This window comes from Corallococcus sp. NCSPR001 (assembly GCF_017309135.1).
GTDB lineage: Bacteria > Myxococcota > Myxococcia > Myxococcales > Myxococcaceae > Corallococcus.
This window is the reverse complement of the sequence record NZ_JAFIMS010000002.1, coordinates 5323739-5343323: the sequence shown is the minus strand read 5'-3', so window position 1 is coordinate 5343323 and position 19585 is coordinate 5323739. Positions and strand designations below refer to the sequence as shown.

The 19585-nt window shown below is 69.5% G+C and carries 17 protein-coding genes; 13 read left to right on the top strand and 4 right to left on the bottom strand.

Going from position 1 to position 19585, the window contains the following annotated elements:
* Positions 1 to 19 precede the first annotated feature (19 nt).
* Positions 20 to 655 (top strand): ABC transporter substrate-binding protein, encoded by a 636-nt coding sequence (locus JYJ93_RS23560; protein WP_206794856.1) that lies wholly within the window; start codon positions 20 to 22, stop codon positions 653 to 655.
* 80 nt (positions 656 to 735) lie between these two features.
* Here the strand turns inward: JYJ93_RS23560 and JYJ93_RS23555 are convergent, their stop codons facing one another.
* Both JYJ93_RS23555 and JYJ93_RS23550 read right to left on the bottom strand, forming a co-directional pair.
* Positions 736 to 1914, bottom strand: a complete 1179-nt coding sequence (locus JYJ93_RS23555) for an N-acetyltransferase (protein ID WP_206794854.1) — start codon at positions 1912 to 1914, stop codon at positions 736 to 738.
* A gap of 9 nt (positions 1915 to 1923) precedes the next feature.
* On the bottom strand, positions 1924 to 3477 hold the full coding sequence (locus JYJ93_RS23550) for an aminotransferase class I/II-fold pyridoxal phosphate-dependent enzyme (RefSeq protein ID WP_206794852.1): 1554 nt from the start codon (positions 3475 to 3477) through the stop codon (positions 1924 to 1926).
* 431 nt (positions 3478 to 3908) lie between these two features.
* Here JYJ93_RS23550 and JYJ93_RS23545 point away from each other — a divergent pair, with 431 nt between their 5' ends.
* The 5 genes from JYJ93_RS23545 (at position 3909) to JYJ93_RS23525 (ending at position 10359) form a co-directional block, all read left to right on the top strand.
* Positions 3909 to 6389, top strand: a complete 2481-nt coding sequence (locus JYJ93_RS23545) for an MMPL family transporter (RefSeq protein ID WP_206800430.1) — start codon at positions 3909 to 3911, stop codon at positions 6387 to 6389.
* Complete coding sequence (locus tag JYJ93_RS23540; RefSeq protein ID WP_206794851.1) at positions 6386 to 7366, top strand: phosphatase PAP2 family protein; 981 nt, start codon at positions 6386 to 6388, stop codon at positions 7364 to 7366. The genes JYJ93_RS23545 and JYJ93_RS23540 overlap by 4 nt, the downstream gene beginning before the upstream one ends.
* Before the next feature lie 63 nt (positions 7367 to 7429).
* Positions 7430 to 8629, top strand: coding sequence for an aminotransferase class I/II-fold pyridoxal phosphate-dependent enzyme (locus JYJ93_RS23535; RefSeq protein WP_206794849.1), 1200 nt, complete (start codon positions 7430 to 7432; stop codon positions 8627 to 8629).
* A gap of 15 nt (positions 8630 to 8644) precedes the next feature.
* Positions 8645 to 9364, top strand: a complete 720-nt coding sequence (locus JYJ93_RS23530) for a class I SAM-dependent methyltransferase (RefSeq protein WP_206794847.1) — start codon at positions 8645 to 8647, stop codon at positions 9362 to 9364.
* A gap of 20 nt (positions 9365 to 9384) precedes the next feature.
* Positions 9385 to 10359 (top strand): hydroxymethylglutaryl-CoA lyase, encoded by a 975-nt coding sequence (locus tag JYJ93_RS23525; protein WP_206794845.1) that lies wholly within the window; start codon positions 9385 to 9387, stop codon positions 10357 to 10359.
* Between the two features lie 8 nt (positions 10360 to 10367).
* On the opposite strand, the gene JYJ93_RS23520 is transcribed toward JYJ93_RS23525, so the two are convergent.
* The gene (locus JYJ93_RS23520) at positions 10368 to 12356 is read right to left on the bottom strand and encodes a TIM44-like domain-containing protein (protein WP_206794844.1); all 1989 of its coding nucleotides are present in this window, start codon (positions 12354 to 12356) and stop codon (positions 10368 to 10370) included.
* A 104-nt stretch (positions 12357 to 12460) separates the two neighbouring features.
* On the opposite strand from JYJ93_RS23520, the gene JYJ93_RS23515 reads away from it, so the two are divergent.
* Positions 12461 to 13237 (top strand): enoyl-CoA hydratase-related protein, encoded by a 777-nt coding sequence (locus JYJ93_RS23515; protein WP_014397059.1) that lies wholly within the window; start codon positions 12461 to 12463, stop codon positions 13235 to 13237.
* Positions 13238 to 13321: 84 nt separating this feature from the next.
* Here the strand turns inward: JYJ93_RS23515 and JYJ93_RS23510 are convergent, their stop codons facing one another.
* Positions 13322 to 13702, bottom strand: a complete 381-nt coding sequence (locus tag JYJ93_RS23510) for a YtxH domain-containing protein (RefSeq protein ID WP_206794842.1) — start codon at positions 13700 to 13702, stop codon at positions 13322 to 13324.
* Between the two features lie 217 nt (positions 13703 to 13919).
* On the opposite strand from JYJ93_RS23510, the gene JYJ93_RS23505 reads away from it, so the two are divergent.
* From JYJ93_RS23505 to JYJ93_RS23480, 6 genes are all read left to right on the top strand, one after another.
* Positions 13920 to 15449 carry an acyl-CoA carboxylase subunit beta gene (locus tag JYJ93_RS23505; protein ID WP_206794840.1) on the top strand — a complete coding sequence of 510 codons (1530 nt, stop codon included), beginning with the start codon at positions 13920 to 13922 and terminating at the stop codon, positions 15447 to 15449.
* Positions 15450 to 15492: 43 nt separating this feature from the next.
* Complete coding sequence (locus tag JYJ93_RS23500) at positions 15493 to 16638, top strand: acyl-CoA dehydrogenase family protein (RefSeq protein WP_206794838.1); 1146 nt, start codon at positions 15493 to 15495, stop codon at positions 16636 to 16638.
* Complete coding sequence (locus JYJ93_RS23495; protein ID WP_206794837.1) at positions 16638 to 17501, top strand: hypothetical protein; 864 nt, start codon at positions 16638 to 16640, stop codon at positions 17499 to 17501. Before JYJ93_RS23500 ends, JYJ93_RS23495 begins: the two co-directional genes overlap by 1 nt.
* Positions 17498 to 18289: a ribonuclease III gene (gene rnc / locus JYJ93_RS23490; RefSeq protein WP_269012416.1), complete on the top strand. Its 792-nt coding sequence runs from the start codon at positions 17498 to 17500 to the stop codon at positions 18287 to 18289. The genes JYJ93_RS23495 and rnc overlap by 4 nt, the downstream gene beginning before the upstream one ends.
* A gap of 67 nt (positions 18290 to 18356) precedes the next feature.
* A complete protein-coding gene (locus JYJ93_RS23485) occupies positions 18357 to 19013 on the top strand; it encodes a peptidylprolyl isomerase (RefSeq protein ID WP_242543904.1) in 657 nt (218 codons plus the stop codon).
* The gene (locus tag JYJ93_RS23480) at positions 19010 to 19567 is read left to right on the top strand and encodes a peptidylprolyl isomerase (RefSeq protein ID WP_206794836.1); all 558 of its coding nucleotides are present in this window, start codon (positions 19010 to 19012) and stop codon (positions 19565 to 19567) included. The genes JYJ93_RS23485 and JYJ93_RS23480 overlap by 4 nt, the downstream gene beginning before the upstream one ends.
* Positions 19568 to 19585: the final 18 nt, after the last annotated feature.

Sequence of the window (19585 nt, the reverse complement as noted above, 5' to 3'; positions counted from 1 at the left end):
AACCCGGAGCTTCATCCCTATGATTGCTTCCCTGCTTGCCGCCACGCTGCTCGCCGCCGCTCCCGTGAGCCCGCTCAACGTGGTGAAGAACGGCAACGCCGCCGTGCAGAAGGCGGCCAACGCCCCTGGCGCCTCCGTGCAGTCCCTGGCCACCGTCGTGGAGTCCTTCGTGGACTTCGAGGAGCTCGCCAAGCGCGCTCTGGGAGAGAAGGCCTGGGCGGGCCTCACCGCGGCCCAGCGCAAGGACTTCACCGAGACGATGACGGGCCTGCTGCGCGCCTCTTACGCCCAGAAGGCGATCGGCCAGGCGAAGGCAAACGTGAAGTACGGCAAGGAGAGCGTGCAGGGGAACGAGGCCACGGTCGACACGGAGCTCACCGTGAAGACGGACCAGGTGCCGGTGAATTACCGCCTCTACAAGGCCACGCCCAAGGCCGACTGGCGCATCTACGACGTGATCACCGACGAGGTGTCGCTGGTGGACACGTACAGCGGCCAGTTCAAGAAGATCCTCTCCACCAAGGGCTTTGACGGCCTGCTGACGACGCTCAAGTCCAAGCGCGCCCAACTGGAGAAGGAGAACGCCAACACCAGCGCGGCCTCCGTGAAGGAGACGGCTGCCGGGGGTTCGGGCGCCGCGCCGCAGGCGAAGTAGAGCAGGGCGCTTCGAACAGCTTCGCGGTGATTCCTTCCGCCCGGGTGCCCAAAGCGCCCGGGCGGAGGTGTTTCAGGACGTCAGACGGGCCGCTGGAACACGCGGTACGTCTTGGAGCGCTGGCCGCCCATGGACTCGATGGCGCGGTTGACCAGGTGGTTGTCCTCCAGCGTCCAGGAGATTTCCCCGCCCGTGTACCCCAGCTCCTTCGCGGTGCGCAGGGTGTCCAGGTAGAGGATGGCGTCCAGGCCGCGGCGCCGGTAGCCCTCCTTGATGCCCAGCGTGAGCAGGCGCAGCCGCTTGAGCTTGCGCGACGCCAGCACCAGCTTCACCAGGCCAATGGGCAGGCCGAACGTCGTGAGCCGCCCGTTGGCCGCCTTGAACGCCGCGTTGGCGTCCGGCAGCGTCATGGAGAAGGCGACGGGCTCGCCCTTCACCTCGGCGATCAGCAACAGCTCCGGACGCACGATGGCCTTCATCTCCTTGGCCATGTGGTCGAACTCGCGCTCGGTGAACGGGATGAAGCCCCAGTTCTTCTCCCAGGCCGCGTTGTAGATCTCCTTGATGCGCGCGACCTCCGCGGGGAAGTCCTTCAGGTTCACCGGGCGCACGGTGACGCCCTCGCGCTGGCGGATCTTCTCCGCGATGCGCGCCACCTTCTCCGGCGGAGGCGTGGAGGACGACAGCTCCCACGCCCACAGGTCCTTCGCCTTGGTGAAGCCGCACGTCTCCAGCAGGCCCGCGTAGTACGCCGGGTTGTAGGGCATCATCAGCGCGGGAGGGCTCTCGTAGCCCTCCACGAGCAGGCCCCAGTCCTGGTTGGAGGAGAAGTTGGCCGGCCCCAGCACGGTGTCGATGCCGCGCGCCTTCAGCCACGCGCTGGCCGCGTCCAGCAGGCCCCGGGCCACGCCCGCGTCGTTCACGCACTCGAAGAGGCCGAAGAAGCCCTCCTTCGTGCCGTGGAACTCCATGTGGCGCGGGTTCTTGATGGCCGCCACCCGGCCCACCACGTCCGGCCCGCGGCGCGCGAGGAACAGCTCCACCTCCGCGTAGTCGAAGAAGGGGTTCTTCTTCGGGTCCAGGAAGTCGCGGCGCTCCATCTCCAGCGGCGGCACCCAGTTCGGGTCGTCACGGTAGAGCGTGTACGGCAGCCGGATGAACGCCGTCCGGTCCGCCGCGCCGCGCACAGGGGTCACCTGCACGTCGGAGGGCATGGCGGCGGAGGGCGAGGATGCTTCGTGCTGGGCGGGGTGGGCCATGGGTGGGGCTCAGTTCCTTTCGGCCGGGTTGCCGTCGGAACCGTCGCTGCCGTTGCGCATGAAGAGCTGCGCGCCCTTCTCCAGGAGCACGCCGCCCAGCTCGCTGCGCTTCTCCCACAGCTTCTTGGGCGCGCCGCCCAGCCGCCGCAGGTCCTCCGGCTGCAGGTTCGCCGCGCGCCAGGTGAGCTGCTCCACCGCGTCGAAGAACTTCCCGGCCATCTCCCGCGACGACATCCGCGACAGCTGCTCCAGGCTGAAGCCCTTGTCCGCGAGCAGGCCCGCGCTGCCCGCCGCCCACGTCTCGCTCGCCTTGTTGCTGCGCACCGCGCTGCCCGGCCGGGCGATCTTCACCGGCTCGTACACCGTGGGGCGCGTCTCCGGGATGACGTTGAGCTTGCGGCCGATCTTCTCGAAGGTGTCCAGCACCTGATCCAGCTGCGCGTCCGTGTGCGTGGCCATGTAGCTGGTGCGGATGAGCGCGTGGCCCGCCTCCACCGCCGGCGGGATGACGGGGTTGGCGAACACGCCCGCCTCGTGCAGCGCGCGCCAGAAGCGGAAGCACTTCACCTGGTCGCCGATGTGCACCGGCACCACCGGCGTCACCGACACGCCCGTGTCGAAGCCCATGGCGCGGAAGCCGTTGTGCATCTTCTCCGCGATGTCCAGCAGGCGCTCGCGGCGCTGCGGCTCCGCCTCGATGATCTCCGTGGCCTTGAGCGCCGCCGCGATGGACGCGGGCGTCATGGACGCGGAGAAGATGACCGAGCGCGCCTTGTGGCGGATGTAGTTGATGACCTCGAAGGGGCCCGCGAGCACGCCGCCCAGCGACGCGAAGCTCTTGGAGAACGTGCCCATCACCAGGTCCACGTCCTTCTCCAGCCCGAAGTACTCGGAGGTGCCCCGGCCCAGCTCGCCCAGCACGCCCATGGCGTGGGCGTCGTCCGTCATCACGCGGGCGTTGTACTGCTTGGACAGCTCCACGATGCGGGGCAGGTTGCAGACGTCGCCCTCCATGGAGAACACGCCGTCCGTGACGATGATCTTCCCGGCGCCCGGCTCCGCCGCGGCGAGCAGCTGCTCCAGGTGATCCATGTCGTTGTGGCGGAACTTGCGCTCGGTCGCGAACGACAGGCGCACGCCGTCCACCAGCGACGCGTGGTTCGCGCGGTCGCTGAACACGATGTCGTGCCGGCCCAGGATGGACGCCAGCGCCAGGTTCGTCTGGAACCCGGTGGAGATGACGATGGCCGCCTCGCGGTTGAGGAACTTCGCCAGCCGCGCCTCCAGCTCCTCATGCAGCGCCAGCGTGCCGTTGAGCAGGCGCGAACCGGAGCACGTGGTGCCGAACTTCTCCGTGGCCTTGATGGCCGCTTCCTTCACGCGCGGATCCGCCGACAGGCCCAGGTAGTTGTTCGAGCCCACCATGATGACCCGCCGCCCCTCGATCTCCACCTCCGTGGCGCCGTGCGACGCCTCGATGGCCCGGAAGTACGGATACAGCCCCGTGGCCTTGGCGATGCGGTAGTCCTTCCAGGTACGGCACTTGTCGAACACGTCGCTCATGGTGGTCTTTCTTACGCGTCGGGGGGTGTGGATCCGAGCCGCTTTCCATGTGCAGGGCGCGTTCCAAGTTCGGATTGCCCGGCCGCGCGAACACCCAGGGGTACGACGCGAGGGGGTCAATAAAGAGGGAAATCCGCACTGTCAAGGCGGGGACGGTTCCATCGCAGCCGGTGTGGGGCATCCGTGTCAGGGCGCGCCTTGACAGTCATGCCGCATTGGTGGCACGCCGCGCCCCCGGGCCTTCGTTCGCCAGTGGATGCTTCCGCACCCAGGGCACACATGGGTTCACACGGGGAATGGGTTCCGAGGGGCCGTCTGTTCCGGGGGCCTGGATCGTGGCCGGCTTATTGCTTTGCCGGCCAGCATCAGAGGAGCAGACGGTGTCTCAAGCACGACGGCAGCGGTGGTTCGAGGGCTTCATCCAGGCAGCGATGTCGCGCCCCTGGCAGGTGCTGCTCGCCGTCGCCCTGGTGACGGTCGCGGCGGGCTTCTTCGCCTCGCGGCTGGAGTTCCGGGGGTCCTTCGTGGAGCTCCTCCCGGAGGGTGCCCCGGAGGTCCGGGATCTGACACGCGTGTCAGAGAAGGCGGGTGGAGACGGCTACCTGGTCATCATGGCCAAGGGGGCGGCCCCGGAGGCCCTGAAGGCCTACGCCACGGAGTTCCAGCGGCGCCTGGAGGCCCTGCCGACCGTCCGCTACGTCGAGCACCACTATGACGTGGCCTTCTTCCGCCGCCACGGCCTGCTTCTCCTACCCACGGCGGAGGTCGCCTCCCTGCGTCAGGACCTGGAGGCCCGCGTCCGCTACGAGAAGGAGCGCGCGAGCCCCCTCTTCGTGGACCTGGGCACGGAGGAGGCGCCGCCCACCTTCGAGGAGATCGCCAGGAAGCACACCCCGGACACGGCGCTGCCGGAGACGCTGGCGAACAAGGAGGGCACCGAGGTCTACCTGATGATCAAGCCGTCGGGGACGGCGGGGGACCTGGAGTTCGCGCGCAACTTCGTGGCCACGGTGTTCGACACGGGCCGCACGCTCGCGGCGGAGAAGTACCCGGGCGTGACGCTGGAGGCGACGGGCAACTTCCAGAACCGCATCGAGGAGGACGCGGTGATGCGCCGCGACCTGTCCAACGCGGGCCTGTTGTCCGCGCTCATCGCCGTGGGCCTCATCCTGCTGGCCACCCGGCGCATCTCCGCGCTGGCGGTGGTGGGCGTGCCGGTGATGGTGGGGCTGGTGCTGACGTTCGCGTTCGCGCAGGGCGCCATCGGCCACCTCAACATCGTGACGGGCTTCCTCGTCGCCATCCTCATCGGCCTGGGCATCGAGTACGGCGTCCACCTGGCCATGCGCTACTGGGAGGAGCGCGAGCAGCACGGCGTGAAGGAGGCGCTCACGGCGGCGGTGCGCGGCACCTTCAGCGGGGCGCTCACGTCCGCCTTCACCAACGCGGCGGCCTTCTTCGTGCTGGTGCTGGCGCAGTTCCACGCCTTCCAGCAGTTCGGCCTGCTCGCGGGCGTGGGCGTGCTGATGGCGGTGCTGTCCGCGTACGCGCTGGGCCCGTCGCTGCTCGCCATCGCGGAGCGCATCCGCCCGTTCCGCCGTGACGCGGCGCCCGCCGCCCAGGCCTCCGCGCCCGCCGCGGCTCAGAACGCCGAGCAGGCCCCGGCTCCGGCGAAGGAGTGGCGGCGCTGGCCCACGGGCGTCATCGTCGCGGTGGCGCTGTCGGTGGTGGGCTTCGCGGCGTACTCGGTGGGCATCGCGCCCCGGCTGGGCTTCGAGACCAACCTGCGCAACCTGAAGGGCGACTCGCCGGCGTCGCGGCTGGATGATCACATCACGGAGCAGATCGGCTCGCCGCTGAACCCCGCCATCCTCGCCGTGGACACGCTGGAGCAGGTCCGCGAGGTGGAGGCCGTCATCGCCCAGGTGAAGGCGAAGAACGGCGCCAACTCCGTGTTCCTTCGCACCGCGTCGTTGAGCGACCTGGTGCCCTCCGACGTGGCGGGCCACGAGGCGGAGATGGACGGCATCCGGACGCTGCTGGACGGGCTGCCGAAGTCCGCCCAAGAGGACCCGCGCGTGAAGGACCTGCGGGAGATGGTGGACGCGAAGCCCTACGGCCTGGACCAGCTGCCGGTGGAGGCGCGCCGCCGCTTCGAGGCGCTGGACGGCAAGGGGATGTTCCTCCTGCTCTTCCCGTCCGTGTCCAACTACGACACCCAGGACCTGAACCGCTGGGCGGGGCAGCTGAACGAGGTGATCGCCGGGGCGAAGGAGAAGGGCATCGACCTGGCGGTGCTGGACAGCAACCGCATCGCCGCGCGCATCTTCAGCCTGGTGCGCGGGGACGGGCCGTTCATCCTCTGGTCCGCGGCGGTGGTGGTGTTCCTGGTCATCCTCGCCAGCCTGCGCAGCTTCAAGCGCGCGCTGCTGGTGGCGGGCCCGCTGTTCCTGGGCATGACGTGCCTGGCGGGCGGCATGTACCTGTTCGACGTCCAGCTCAACTTCATCAACGCGGTGGTGCTGCCCAACCTGCTGGCCATCGCGGTGGACAACTCGGTGCACCTGTTCCACCGGTACGAGGAAGAGGGCCCCGGGTCGCTGGGCCGGGTGGTGCGCAACACCGGCTTCGCGGCGGTGGTGGCGACCTTGTCCAACGCGGCGGGCTACGGAGCGCTCCTCGTGGCGAACCACCAGGGCTTGCGCAGCATCGGACAGATTGCCCTACTGGGGGTCGTGAGCACCTTCCTGGGAACGACGGTGTTCTTCCCGGCGATGCTGGCGCTGTTGGAGCGGTGGAAGGGGCGGCGGTCCGCGGTGGCGCCGGAGACGGGCGCGGTGGTGCGGAGCCTCAATCTCGGGGGGGCCGGCGAGCTGCCGGCCGAGTCGCCGGGGGAGCGCAAATCGGCGTGAGCATCTGGTCATTCAGCGAAGGCCGCGTGCGGCCCCTCGTGACGTCATCGGACGAAGCGCTCGTGCGCTTCCGGCAGGTGGACCTCGTCCTCATGGCGGCCTGCTCGGTGGCCGCCCTGATGTGCGTGGGCCCGGCCCGCTGGGCGCCGCACTCCGGCCGCAACGCGCTCCTCTTCCTCTTCTTCGCGCTGGGCCTGCCGGCCATGCGCATGCTGGAGGCGCGCTTCCCGCGCCACCACCTCATCGCCATCGTGGCGGACTTCTGGCTCCTGCCGGTGTCGGCGCTGGCCCACGGGTGGCTGGGTCCCATCGTGGACTGGATGAACCCGCTGCTGAAGGACGCGCAGCTCGTCGCGGTGGATCAGAAGCTGTTCGGCTTCCAGGCCGCGGTGGCGCTGGCGCACGTGGTGCCGCCCTGGGCCAACGACGTGCTGATGCTCTGCTACTACGGGCACTTCATCTGGCCGCTGCTGCTGGGCGTCTACCTGTACGCCCGGGGCAGGGGGGCCACTCCCGGCTTCGACGAGTACCTCCTGGGGCTGGGCCTGCTCCTGGGCTTCAACTACGCGGCGTACTCGCTGGTGCCCGCGGTGGGGCCCCGGTACTTCCTCATTGGCGCGTTCGACAGTCCGGCGACGCAGGGGTGGATCCTCACGCCGCTCCTGGAGTCCATGATGCGCACGCCGGTGTACACCCGGGACTGCTTCCCGTCCGGGCACACCGGGGTGATGCTGGTGGTGCTCTTCTATGCGTTCCGGTTCGCCCGGCGCTTCTTCTGGGTGATGCTCTTCCCGGGCATGGGGCTCATCTTCGCGACGCTGGCGGGGCGCTTCCACTACGCCATCGACCTCGTCTGCGCGGTGCCCCTGGTGCTGGTGGTGACGGGGCTGGCGCTGGCCCTGTCCCGGTCCGCCCGGCAGCGCGCGGTGGAACAGGGCGCGCGTTCCGTGCCCGCGGACGCTATCGTCCGGCCCTGAACCGCCAGCCGGTCGCCCCGGGGTTCGGGGTGGACGTGCGCTGGCCTTTTAGAGGCCTGACCCATGTCCCCCCGGCCCGTGCTCGCGCAGCGCGTCTCCCGCTTCGGCACCACCGTCTTCTCCGAGTTCAGCGCGCTGGCCCTGAAGCACCAGGCCGTGAACCTGGGGCAGGGCTTCCCGGACTTCGACGGGCCGGACGCCGTGAAGGAAGCGGCGTGGAAGGCCATCCAGGGCGGCGTCAACCAGTACGCCCCCGGCGTGGGCGCCAAGGACCTGCGCAACGCCATCTCCGAGCACGCGCAGCGCTTCTACAACCACGCCGTGGACCCGGACACCATGGTCACCGTCACCAGCGGCGCGACGGAGGCCATCCTCGACGTCATCCTGGGCCTGGTCGACCCTGGCGACGAGGTGGTGGCCTTCGAGCCGTTCTACGACTCGTACGACGCCAACATCGCCTTCGCGGGCGCCACGCCGCGCTACGTGCCGCTGCGCCCGCCGGACGCGGAGCACGCCACCTGGTGGTTCGACCGGGACGAGGTGCGCGCCGCCTTCGGTCCGAAGACGCGGCTGCTCATCCTCAACTCGCCGCACAACCCCACGGGCAAGGTCTTCACCCGCGAGGAGCTGGAGTTCCTGGGCAACCTCTGCGCCGAATACGACGTGAAGGTGCTGGCGGATGAGGTCTACGAGCACATCGTCTTCGCCCCCGCGCGCCACATCCGCGCGGCCACGGTGCCGGTGCTCGCGGACCGCACGGTGACGGTAAGCAGCGCGGGCAAGTCCTTCAGCCTGACGGGGTGGAAGATCGGCTGGATCATCGCGCTGCCGCCGCTGCGGGATGCCGTGCAGCGCGCGCACCAGTTCGTCACCTTCGCCACCGCGTCGCCGTTCCAGGCGGCCATGGCCGTGGCGCTGAGGCTTCCGGACAGCTACTTCCAGGAGCTGACGGCGCTCTACACCGCCAAGCGTGAACGGCTGCTCACGGGCCTGCGTCAGGCGGGCCTCCAGGCCTTCTCCCCGGAGGGCAGCTACTTCATCCTCGCGGACATCCGCGGCTACGGGTTCGACGATGACGTCGCGTTCTGCCGGCACCTGGTGACGGAGGTGGGCGTGGCGGGCATCCCGCCCAGCGTCTTCTACGGTCCGGAGCACCGGCACCTGGGACAGCGCTTCGCGCGCTTCGCCTTCTGCAAGACGGAGGGCGTGCTGGACGAAGCCGTGCGCCGCCTGCGCGAGAAGCTGCCCGCCCTCAAGCGCTGACGGGCCCCCCTGTCCGTGGACGACTTCTTCGGAGAGCTGTACCTGCGCAGCACGTTGCCGTACCTCTCCGAGGCGGTGACGGCCCGGGAAGTCGAGTACCTGTCCCGGGCGTTCGCGGACGTGGAGGGCCCGGTGGTGGACCTGGGCTGCGGCCACGGGCGGCACGCGGCGCGGCTCAACACGGAGGGCGCGCTCGCGGGCAGGGTGGTGGGCCTGGAGCTGGATCCGCTGTCCCTGCGCCTGCGCCGCCCCGGCTTCCCCGTGGTGCGGGGCGACCTGCGGGCGCTGCCCTTCCAGGACGCGACCCTGGGGGGCGCCTACGCCTGGTATTCGACACTCTTCGCCTTCAGCGACGCGGAGCATGTCCAGGTGCTGCGCGAGGTGGCTCGGGCGCTCAAGCCCGGCGGACGGCTGGTGTTCCAGACGGTGCCCTACGAGCGGCTGGCCGGAAGTCCGGGCGCGTCGTTCCGCGAGCGGTTACCGGATGGGAGTCTCCTGGAGGAGGAGAGCCGCTTCGACGCGACGCGTGGAAGGGATGTCGGGCAGCGTCAGCTCACCTTGTCTGACGGTCGTGTCCTGCGAGCGGCGTACACCCTTCGTTACTATCCTCTTGCGGAACTGAAGGGGCTGTTGGAAAGCACGGGCTTTTCGGTGCAGTGGGTGCACGGCGGTCTGGATGGAGCGCCGGTGTCACCCGAGTCGACCGACCTCATCGTGGGAGCCGGGCGCCGGTGACGGAGCCCGGGACACGTCCAGTGGATCCGAAAGAGACATCGCGAACGCGGGTCGGCCTGCTGGGGCAACTGCCCCGCCGGGTCGACGTGTACGAGGTCGGCCCCCGCGACGGCCTGCAGAACGAGCTCCGCACGCTGCCCACCCGCGACAAGGCGCGCCTCATCAACGCCCTGGTCGCCGCGGGGGAGAAGCGCATCGAGGTGACGTCGTTCGTGTCACCCAAGTGGATCCCCCAACTGGCGGACGCGGAGGAGCTGCTGAAGCTCGTGGGCCGCCGCCCCGGCGTCGTCTTCTCCGCGCTGGTGCCCAACCTCAAGGGCCTGGAGCGCGCGCAGGCGGCGGGGCTGGAGGAGGCCGCGGTGTTCATCTCCGCGTCGGAGGCCCACTCCAAGAAGAACATCAACAAGACCATCGCGGAGGCGCTGGCCGGCGCGAAGGAAGTGACGGCCGCCGCCCGCAAGGCCGGCATGCGCGTGCGCGGCTACCTGTCCACCGTGTGGGGCTGCCCCTACGAGGGCCACGTCCCGGTGGAGCGCGTGGTGGACATCTGCCGTCAGCTGGTGGACGCGGGCATCTACCAGTTGAGCCTGGGCGACACGATCGGCGTGGGCACGCCCCGCCAGACGGAAGAGATCCTGACGGCGCTGCTCCAGCACATGCCGGTGGACACGCTGGCGCTGCACCTGCACGACACGCGAGGCACCGCGCTGGCCAACGCGCTCGTCGGCCTGTCCGCGGGCGTCACCACGTTCGACGCGAGCATCGGCGGGCTGGGCGGCTGCCCCTACGCGCCGGGCGCCGCGGGCAACCTGGCGTCGGAGGACGCGGTGTTCATGCTGCACGGCATGGGCGTGGACACCGGCATCGACCTGGACAAGCTGGTCGAGGCCGGCGAAATCGCCCAGGAGCTCATCGGCCGGAAGCTCGCGGGCAAGTACCTCCAGGCCGCGCTCGGCGAGCGGGACAAGAAGGCCTCCCGCCGCGCGCAGACCTGAAGTCCCGCTCAGTGGTCTCCGAGGAGCGCCGGCAGCCGCTCCTCCAGGCCCAGGTGCTGGGCGGCGATCTGCAGCATCTTCCGCTCCTTGCGGTCGATGCGGCCGTCCACCAGGGCCATCTCCACGATGTGGCGCAGGAAGACCTCCGCCTCCGGGCTGCCGCGTGGCACCAGGCGCTCGAAGAGCTGCGGCCCGGCGTTGAGGGCCATCTCCACGTTGGCCCACGACACGCTCCAGCGCTCCGCGCACAGCTTGAGCAGGCGGCGCTCCGCGGCGGTGACTTCACCGTCCGCCGCGGCGATGGACGCCATCATGTAGAGCAGCCGCTCGCGCTCCTTCACGTCCGTGACCACCCGGTCGCCGTCGCTGTCGCCAACGCCATGCCCGCCGACGTCCACGGGCGGGGGCGCCACGGTGCCGCGCTCGGCCCGGCGGGCCTCCTGGTAGCGGGCCGCGTTCCGGGACGTGCGCTGCGCGTGGTGGACGTTCCAGGACTCGAAGGGGAGGGCGGACGCGAGCACCCAGTCACGCTCGCCGTTGCCCAGCACCGTGCCGCAGAACTCGCAGGTGTTGGCCGCGCTGTTGGTGGTGGGCGCGTTGCACTGCGGGCAGCGGTCCGTGGACATACCGGTGTCCGTGTTCGTCTTCGCGCCGTGGCGGCGCAGCAGCGTGAAGACCCAGCGCTGAGGCACCGTGGGCAGGCTGGGCGGCTTCTCGTTCACCGGCCCCACGCCCATGCGCGCGCTCCAGCGGATCTCCACCTGGGCCTCGTCGAAGGACTCCGGGTGCACCTCCAGCGCGCGCACGTCCACCGCGCCCACCGCGCACTCCAGGAAGACGCGGCGGCGGCCCTGCTTCGCCAACTGGCCCAGCTCCGCGTCCAGCTTGGTAATCGCGTCCGCGTTGGCGACCTTGGACAGGCGCTGCGTCTCGTTGCGGCTCTGCGCGTCGATCCACTTCCAGAACAAGAGCGACGCGCGGTCCTCCAGCATCTCCAGGTTGAGCGCCGGGTCATCCGCGCGCGCCTGCATCAGCCCGTCCACCTGCTTGTGGTGGCGCACATGCTCCACGCCCTGCGTGATTTCGGAGAGCGTCCAGTCGTAGTTACCGGAGTTCACCACCGCGTTGCAGAACTCGCAGGTGTTGGACGCGCCGCCCTTGTAGGGCGCGCCGCAGTTGGGGCACTTGCCCTGGAACAGGTCCTCACCGATGCGCGTCTGCGCGCCGGGCTTGCGCACGAAGGTCCACACCTCCGTGAACGTCTCCGGGGCCACCTTGCTGGCGGCGGCCATGGCCTGCGCGTCCGTCTGGTTCGCGGGCACGTCCGTGTCGCGGATGCTGGCGCGCACGCGCACGTGGATGCTGTCGTACCACTCCGTCTGATGAAGGCCGATGAGCTGCACGTCCAGCACCTTCATGTCCGCGAGCGCGTCGCGCACGCCCTGCGCCTGCATCAGCGCCAGCTGCACGTTGAAGCGCTGCCACGTCGCGTCCGACAGGAAGGGGCGCACCGGCGTCATGTCCCGGCGGAACCACGACTTCTGCAGCTCGAGGAAGAGCCAGCGCACCTTCTCCAGCGTGGGCTCCAATTGGAAGGACGGGTCCTTGAGCTTCAGCGCGTTCACCCAGCCCTGCACGTCGCGGCCGGACACCTCCGTGCGCACCTCCGCCTCGCGCTGATCCAACGCGCGCCGGGTGGTGGCGTCCGGGTGCAGGTTGCGCTTGTAGAGCCAGTACGCGCCGCCGCCGAGGATCAGCAGCGGGATGGTCACCTTCGGGTAGAGAAAGAGGAAGCGGATCAGCTCGAAGAGCAGCCAGATGGGCAGGCCGTCGCCCCCGCCACCACCGTTCCCCCGGTCGCGGCCGGACGTGTAGTGCTCGCCGCCACCACCGCGCGCCAGGGCCACGAGCGGCAGGGCGAGCACGAGCAGGGCGGACACGGTGAGCAGGCCGGGCAGCCACCGCCACGGGCGTTTCGCTGTTGAGCACGAAGGCATGGGCAGGATCCTATCCGTTTACGGCTTGCCAGACTGGGGAACAGGTTTCAGGCTGCGCGCCATTCACGCGGGCCGCCCGGTGCGGTCCGTCACGGGGAGCGAAGATGCCGGAGTTCAAGGTCGAGGCCCGAGGGGCCATCGAGATCTGGACCATCGACGGGGAGAGCCGCCGCAACGCCATCAGCCGCGCGATGCACCAGGAGCTGGACGCGCTCGTGTCCCGCGTGTCCTCCGGCCGCGCCGTGCGCGCCGTCATCCTCACCGGCGCGGGCGACAAGGCCTTCTGCGCGGGCGCGGACCTCAAGGAGCGCACCACCATGTCGGAAGACGAGGTGCGCGCCTTCCTCAACGGCCTGCGCGTCACCCTGCGCTCGATTGAGAAGAGCGACTGCGTCTTCATCGCCGCCATCAACGGCGCGGCCTTCGGCGGCGGCACGGAGCTGGCCCTGGCGTGCGACCTGCGCGTCGCCTCGCCCGCCACGGAGATGGGCCTCACGGAGGTGAAGCTGGGCATCATCCCCGGCGGCGGCGGCACGCAGCGGCTCGCGCGGCTCATCGGCCCCGGGCGCGCCAAGGACCTCATCCTCACCGCCCGGCGCGTGAACGCGGCGGAGGCCTTCAGCATCGGCCTGGTGAACCGGCTGGCCCCGGAAGGGCACCTGCTGGAGGTCGCCTTCCAGCTCGCGGAGGCCGTGGTGGAGAACGCCCCCGTGGCCGTGGCCACCGCCAAGCACGCCATCGACGAGGGCACCGGCCTGGAGCTGGACGACGCGCTGGCGCTGGAGCTCAAGAAGTACGAGGAGGTGCTCAAGACGGAGGACCGGCTGGAAGGGCTCCGCGCGTTCGCGGAGAAGCGTCCCCCTGTCTATAAAGGCCGCTGAGCTCTCCGAAAGCGACAGGGGCGGCAGGCCCGCGGTTGCCCGCGGACCGTGCTGCCCCTGCCTGCGTCAAGACTCAGCCGGACGTCAGGCGCTCGCGGTCTTCTCGCCGCCGATGTTCACGCCCTGCTTGTTGATGTAGCCCATCGCCTTGTCCTTGACGGTGGTGCGCAGCTCCGTGCCGCGGCTCGGGGCCATCAGCAGGGCCACGATGCTGCCCGCGGCCGCGCCCAGCAGGAACGCCCCCAGGCCGCCCATGCCCGTGCGCGCCGGCTTGTACGTCGTCAATCCCACATAGCGCAGCGCGTCGTCCGGATCGAAGTTGTCCCAGGACTTCCGGGCCACCTTGCCCGCCTTGTCCGCGTAGTCGGGCAGCTGATCCAGCAGCTGGTGTGCCAGGAACTGACGGTACAGCTTGCTCTTGGCCAAAGCCTTCGCCTGCCACGTCGCCTTCTTCGCTCTGAACATGGGTCCCTCCTGGGCCGGATGCGGTTCACGGGGCGGTTCGTGGCCCGCCTGGGTGCACACCCCCCGTGCAACATGAAGGTAGGCAGGGAAGCCCCAAGCGACACCCCCCGAAGCGCTCCGTCGTGGCCCCATGCGTCGTCCGCTGGACGGCACGCCCGGTGCTTCGGCTGGCAAGAAGGCAGCCAGGCCGGGGGTTTCTTGGTATGGGACGACGGCCATGTCCTCAGATCAGAAACTGCTCGAGAAGGTCTCCCAGGTGGAGAAGGGCGGCGCGCCCAAGTACCACGCGAAGAACGCGGAGACGGGCAAGCTCTTCGCGCGCGAGCGCATCCGGTTGCTCGTGGACGCGGACTCCTTCGTGGAGGACGGCAAGCTCGCCAACAACCTGGACCCGGAGCTGCCCTCCGACGGCGTCGTCACCGGGGTCGCGCGCATCGACGGGCGCGCGGTGGCCATCATGGCCAACGACTCCACGGTGAAGGCGGGCAGCTGGGGCGCTCGCACGGTGGAGAAGATCCTCCGCATCCAGGAGACGGCGAGGGCGCTGCGGTGCCCGCTGCTCTATCTGGTGGACAGCGCGGGCGCGCGCATCACGGACCAGGTGGAGATGTTCCCCGGCCGCCGTGGCGCGGGCCGCATCTTCTACAACGAGGTCCATCTGTCGGGCTTCGTCCCGCAGATCTGCCTGCTCTTCGGCCCGTCCGCCGCGGGCGGCGCGTACATCCCCGCGTTCTGCGACCTGGTCATCATGGTGGAGGGCAACGCCTCCATGTACCTGGGCAGCCCCCGCATGGCGGAGATGGTCATCGGGGAGAAGGTCACCCTGGAGGAGATGGGCGGCGCGAAGATGCACTGCTCCGTGTCCGGCGTGGGCGACGTGCTGGTGAAGACCGAACAGGACGCCATCGCCGCCGCGAAGCAGTACCTGGCCTTCTTCCCGGAGAACTTCTCCAAGGCCCCGCCCCAGGTCGAACTCAAGGCGCCCAAGCACAGCGGCAAGCGCGTGGACGAGATCGTCCCGCCGGATCAGAACAAGCCGTTCGACATGCACGCCCTCATCTCGGAGCTCATCGACGAGGGCAGCTGGTTCGAGGTGAAGAAGCTCTTCGCGCAGGAGCTGATTACCGGCCTGGCGCGCATTGGCGGCCGGCCGGTGGGCATCGTCGCGAACCAGCCCAAGTACAAGGGCGGCGTGCTGTTCGTGGACAGCGCGGACAAGGCGGCCCGGTTCATCTGGCTGTGTGACGCGTTCAACATTCCGCTGCTGTACCTGGCGGACGTGCCGGGCTTCATGATCGGCACCAAGGTGGAGCGCGCGGGCATCATCCGCGCGGGCGCGAAGATGATCTCCGCGGTGTCCGAGGCCAGCGTGCCGCGCATCTGCGTGGTGGTGCGCAAGGCTTATGGTGCTGGCCTCTACGCCATGAGCGGGCCCGGTTTCGCCCCGGAGGCCACGCTGGCGCTGCCCCAGGCGATGATCGCCGTGATGGGCCCGGAGGCGGCGGTGAACGCCGTCTACTTCAACAAGATCCAGGAGCTGCCGGAGGCCGAGCGGCCAGCCTTCGTCCAGAAGCTCCGCGACGAGTACAAGCAGGACGTGGACATCTTCAAGCTGGCCAGCGAGCTCATCATCGACGCCGTGGTCCCCGGCGACTCCCTGCGCGGGGAATTGATGCAGCGTTATTCACTGTATGCGGACCGGTTCCAGCCCCGTGCGGAGAAGAAGCACGGCGTTCACCCGGTCTGAAGTTCCCCACCCGTCATTCACGCTCTAGATTCCGCACCCGACCATGGACTTCGAACTTCCTGAAAGCCACCGCGCCCTGCAGGCCTCCCTCCGTGAATTCTGCGAACGCCGCGTGAAGCCGTACGCGCGCGAGTGGGACAAGGACGAGAAGTTCCCCATGGAGGTCGTGAAGGAGCTGGGGCAGCTGGGCGTGCTCGGCATGCTCGTCTCCGAGGAGTACGGCGGAGCGGCCATGGACTCGCTCGCCGTGGCGGTGGCCGTGGAGGAGATCGCCCGCTACGACGGCTCGCTCGCGCTCACGGTGGCCAGCCACAACGGCCTGGGGACGAGCCACGTGCGCGTCTTCGGCAACAAGGCGCAGCACCAGCGCTACCTGCCCAAGCTCGCCTCCGGTGAGTGGCTGGGCGCGTGGGGCCTCACCGAGCCGGGATCCGGTTCGGACGCGTCCGGCATGCGCACCACCGCCGTGAAGAAGGGCAACAAGTGGGTGCTCAACGGCGCGAAGATGTTCATCACCCAGGGCACGGTGGGTGACGTGTTCGTGGTGCTGGCGCTCACGTCGCCGGAGAAGCGCCAGAAGGGCATCACCGCCTTCGTGCTGGAGAAGGGCATCCCCGGCTTCAGCCAGCGCTCCATCCACGGGAAGCTGGGCATGCGCTCGTCGGACACGGCCGAGCTCATCCTCGAGAACGTGGAGGTCGGTGACGACGCCATCGTGGGCGAGGTCGACCGCGGCTTCATCGACACGCTCAAAATCCTCGACAAGGGCCGCATCACCATCGGCGCGCTGTCGGTGGGCCTCCTGCGCGGCGCGCTGGAGGAGTCGGTCGCGTACTCCAAGGACCGCACCGCGTTCGGTCAGCCCATTGGCGAGTTCCAGGGCCTGCGCTGGATGATGGCGGACATGAAGACGGAGCTGGAGGCGGCGCGGCTGCTGGTGCACCGCGCGGCGCGGCTCGCGGACGCGGGGCAGCCGTACTCGGAGGAGGCCTCCATGGCGAAGCTCTTCGCGTCCGAGGCGGCCATGCGCGGGTGCAACAAGGCCGTGCAGATCCACGGCGGCTACGGCTACACGCGCGAGTTCCCCGTGGAGCGCTACCTGCGCGACGCCAAGCTCTGTGAGATTGGCGAGGGCACGAGCGAGATCCAGCGGACCATCATCGCCCGCGAGACCTTCAAAGGCGCGTAATGGATACCGCTCGGCTGCGAGAGCTGGGGCTCCAGGTCCGTGAGGAGCCGTCCGGCGTCGAAGTGATGCTGGACCTGGAGGCCGCGTCCCTGGTGAATCCCATCACCAAGGACTTCATCACCGAGATCACCTTCCAGGTGATGGGGGACCGGCTCATCCCCATCTCGCCGCCCGCAGTGGTGGGCATGACGCCCATCCTCCTGTCCGCCATCGACGCGGCGGAGGAGATGCAGGCGCTCCTGCTGGACACCTTCAGCGACCACGTCTTCCACCTGCAGCGCCGCTCGGAGGAGCTGCAGCTGTTGGGCCTGCCCGCGGACGTGGACCCGACGTCGCTGGTGCTCTCCACGGACGTGAGGGAGGGCCAGCTCGCGGTGAAGCTGGTGGCGGACCGGCAGGGCAACTTCCGCATCGCGCAGGCCATCCGCGGGCGGGAGGAGCTGGTCACCGCCGCCGGGCACGTCATCGAGCTGTCCGAGTTCCGCGAGAAGGCCGCGCTGACGGGCTACCTGGCCGCGCTGCTCGGCGAGCCCGTGCCGCGCGCGCCGCAGGCGGCCCCCGGCGCGGAGCCGGTGCGCTTCGTGGAGATCGTCGAGAAGTTCGGCCCGCAGTCGCTGGTGCCGCCGCGCTCCAGCCTGGAGCTGCTGGCGCAGCTGCAGGTGGAGGGCAAGGCCTACCGCTTCGCGGCCGCGCGCATCGCCGGGCGCACCTTCCGGGGCCTGCTGGCGGGCACCCAGGGCAAGGTGTGGGCGGGCCGCTTCGAACTGGATGAATTCCCCGGCGTCGTGCAGCTGGTGGCGGACCTGCTGAAGGTCGCCCCGGAGGCCGTGCGACTCGTGGGCCCGGACGCACCCCAGGAGTGATTCGCGTGGAGAAGATGACCCTGGTGGAGCGCGTGCAGGCCCTGGAGGCCCGCCTGGGCGTGCAGTTCTCCAAGCGCGACCTGGCGTTGGAAGCGCTGACGCACAAGACGTACGTCAACGAGAACCGCGACCAGAACCTCAAGGACAACCAGCGCCTGGAGTTCCTGGGCGACGCCGTGGTGGACCTGGCCGTGAGCCACCGGCTGATGGACCGCTGCCCCGGCGTCCCCGAGGGCGAGCTCACCAAGATGCGCGCCCGCATCGTCCATGAAGAGGGCCTGGCCCGCGTGGCTCGCAGCCTGCGCCTGGGCGAGCTGCTCCTGCTGGGCCGGGGCGAGTCCCAGTCCGGAGGCCGCGACAAGAACTCGCTGCTCGCGGACGCGATGGAGGCGGTGCTGGGCGCGGTGTACCTGAGCGGCGGCCTGGAGCCGGCGCTGGGGCTGGTGGACCGCATCTTCGGGGAGCTGGTGGAGGAGGTGGCCTCCGGCGCGGGCCGCCTGGACTACAAGACGCTCCTCCAGGAAATGTCCCACGAGAAGCTCAAGCTGTCGCCGCGCTACCGCGTGGTGGCGGAGACGGGCCCGGAGCACTCCAAGGTGTTTGAGGTGGAGGTGTGCATCGGGGAGTCCGTGTACGCCCGCGCCACCGGCCGGAACAAGAAGGAGGCCGAGCAGGCAGCCGCTCGCACCACGCTGGAGCGCCTGAAGGCGGAGGCGGCGGTCGTGGCATCCCCGGATGTCGTGGCGCCCGTCCCGGGAGGTCCTTCCCCGGACGACCCTCCGGCGTGAAAGCCCTTGGAGCGGGAGGGGGGTGGGGGGTAGGGTCCGCGCCTTCCTGCCCTGGAGGCTGTCCCGTATGCACCGTCTTCTCGGTCTCACCGTGGCGCTGGCCGCCGTCGCGGCGTTGGCCGCCGAGCCCGCCCCGGGCCCGTGGACGAAGAAGGTCCAGGCCGGCAAGGACCTCTACGCGACCCTGAAGACGAGCCAGGGCGTCATCACCGTGAAGCTCTTCTCCAAGGACGCGCCCAACACGGTGGCGAACTTCGTGGGCCTGGCCACGGGTGAGAAGGCCTGGACGGATCCGACGACGGGCGAGCAGGTGAAGGGCAAGCCGCTCTACAATGGCACCGTCTTCCACCGCGTCATCCCGGGCTTCATGATCCAGGGCGGCGACCCCACCGGCACCGGGCGGGGCGACCCGGGCTTCCGCTTCGCGGACGAGTTCCAGAGCGGCCGCGGCTTCGACAAGCCGGGCATCCTGGCCATGGCCAACGCCGGCCCCAACACCAACGGCAGCCAGTTCTTCATCACCACCGGCACGCCCGTGCACCTCACCGGCCGCCACACCATCTTCGGCGAGGTCGTCACCGGTTACGACGTGGTGGAGAAGATCGGCAGCGTGCCGCGCAGCGCCCAGGACCGCCCGCAGACGCCCGTGGTCCTGGAGAAGGTGACGCTGAGCGACAAGGCGCTCAAGAAGCCCGCCGCCCCCAAGAAGGGCACCCCGCAATGAGCTTCATGGAACAGGCCCGCGCGGGCACGGAGCTGTTCGGCACCTTCCAGACCACGGAGGGGCGCATCGTCGTGCGCCTGTTCTCCAAGGAGTCGCCCAGGACGGTGGAGAACTTCGTGGGGCTGGCTACGGGGGAGAAGACCTGGACGGACCCCATCACGTTCCAGCCCCAGCACGGCCGCCCGCTGTACGACGGGACGCTCTTCTTCCGCTGCATCAAGGACTTCATGATCCAGGGCGGAGACCCGACCAGCCGGGGCAACAACGGCCCGGGCTTCCGTTTCGAGGATGAGTTCCAGGCTGGCCGGCGTTTCGACAAGAAGGGTGTGCTGGCCATGGGCAACACCGGCCCCAACACCAACGGCAGTCAGTTCTTCATCACCGCGGCGCCGCAGCCCCACCTGGACAACCGGTACACCATCTTCGGCGAGGTGGTGGAGGGGCAGGACGTGGTGGACCGCATCGCCAACGAGCTTCCCAAGGATTCAAATGACCGTCCCCGCCGGGACGTGCGCATCCAGACGTTGACCATCTCCACGGCGCGGCCGTCCTAAGGCAGTCCGCCGCCGTAC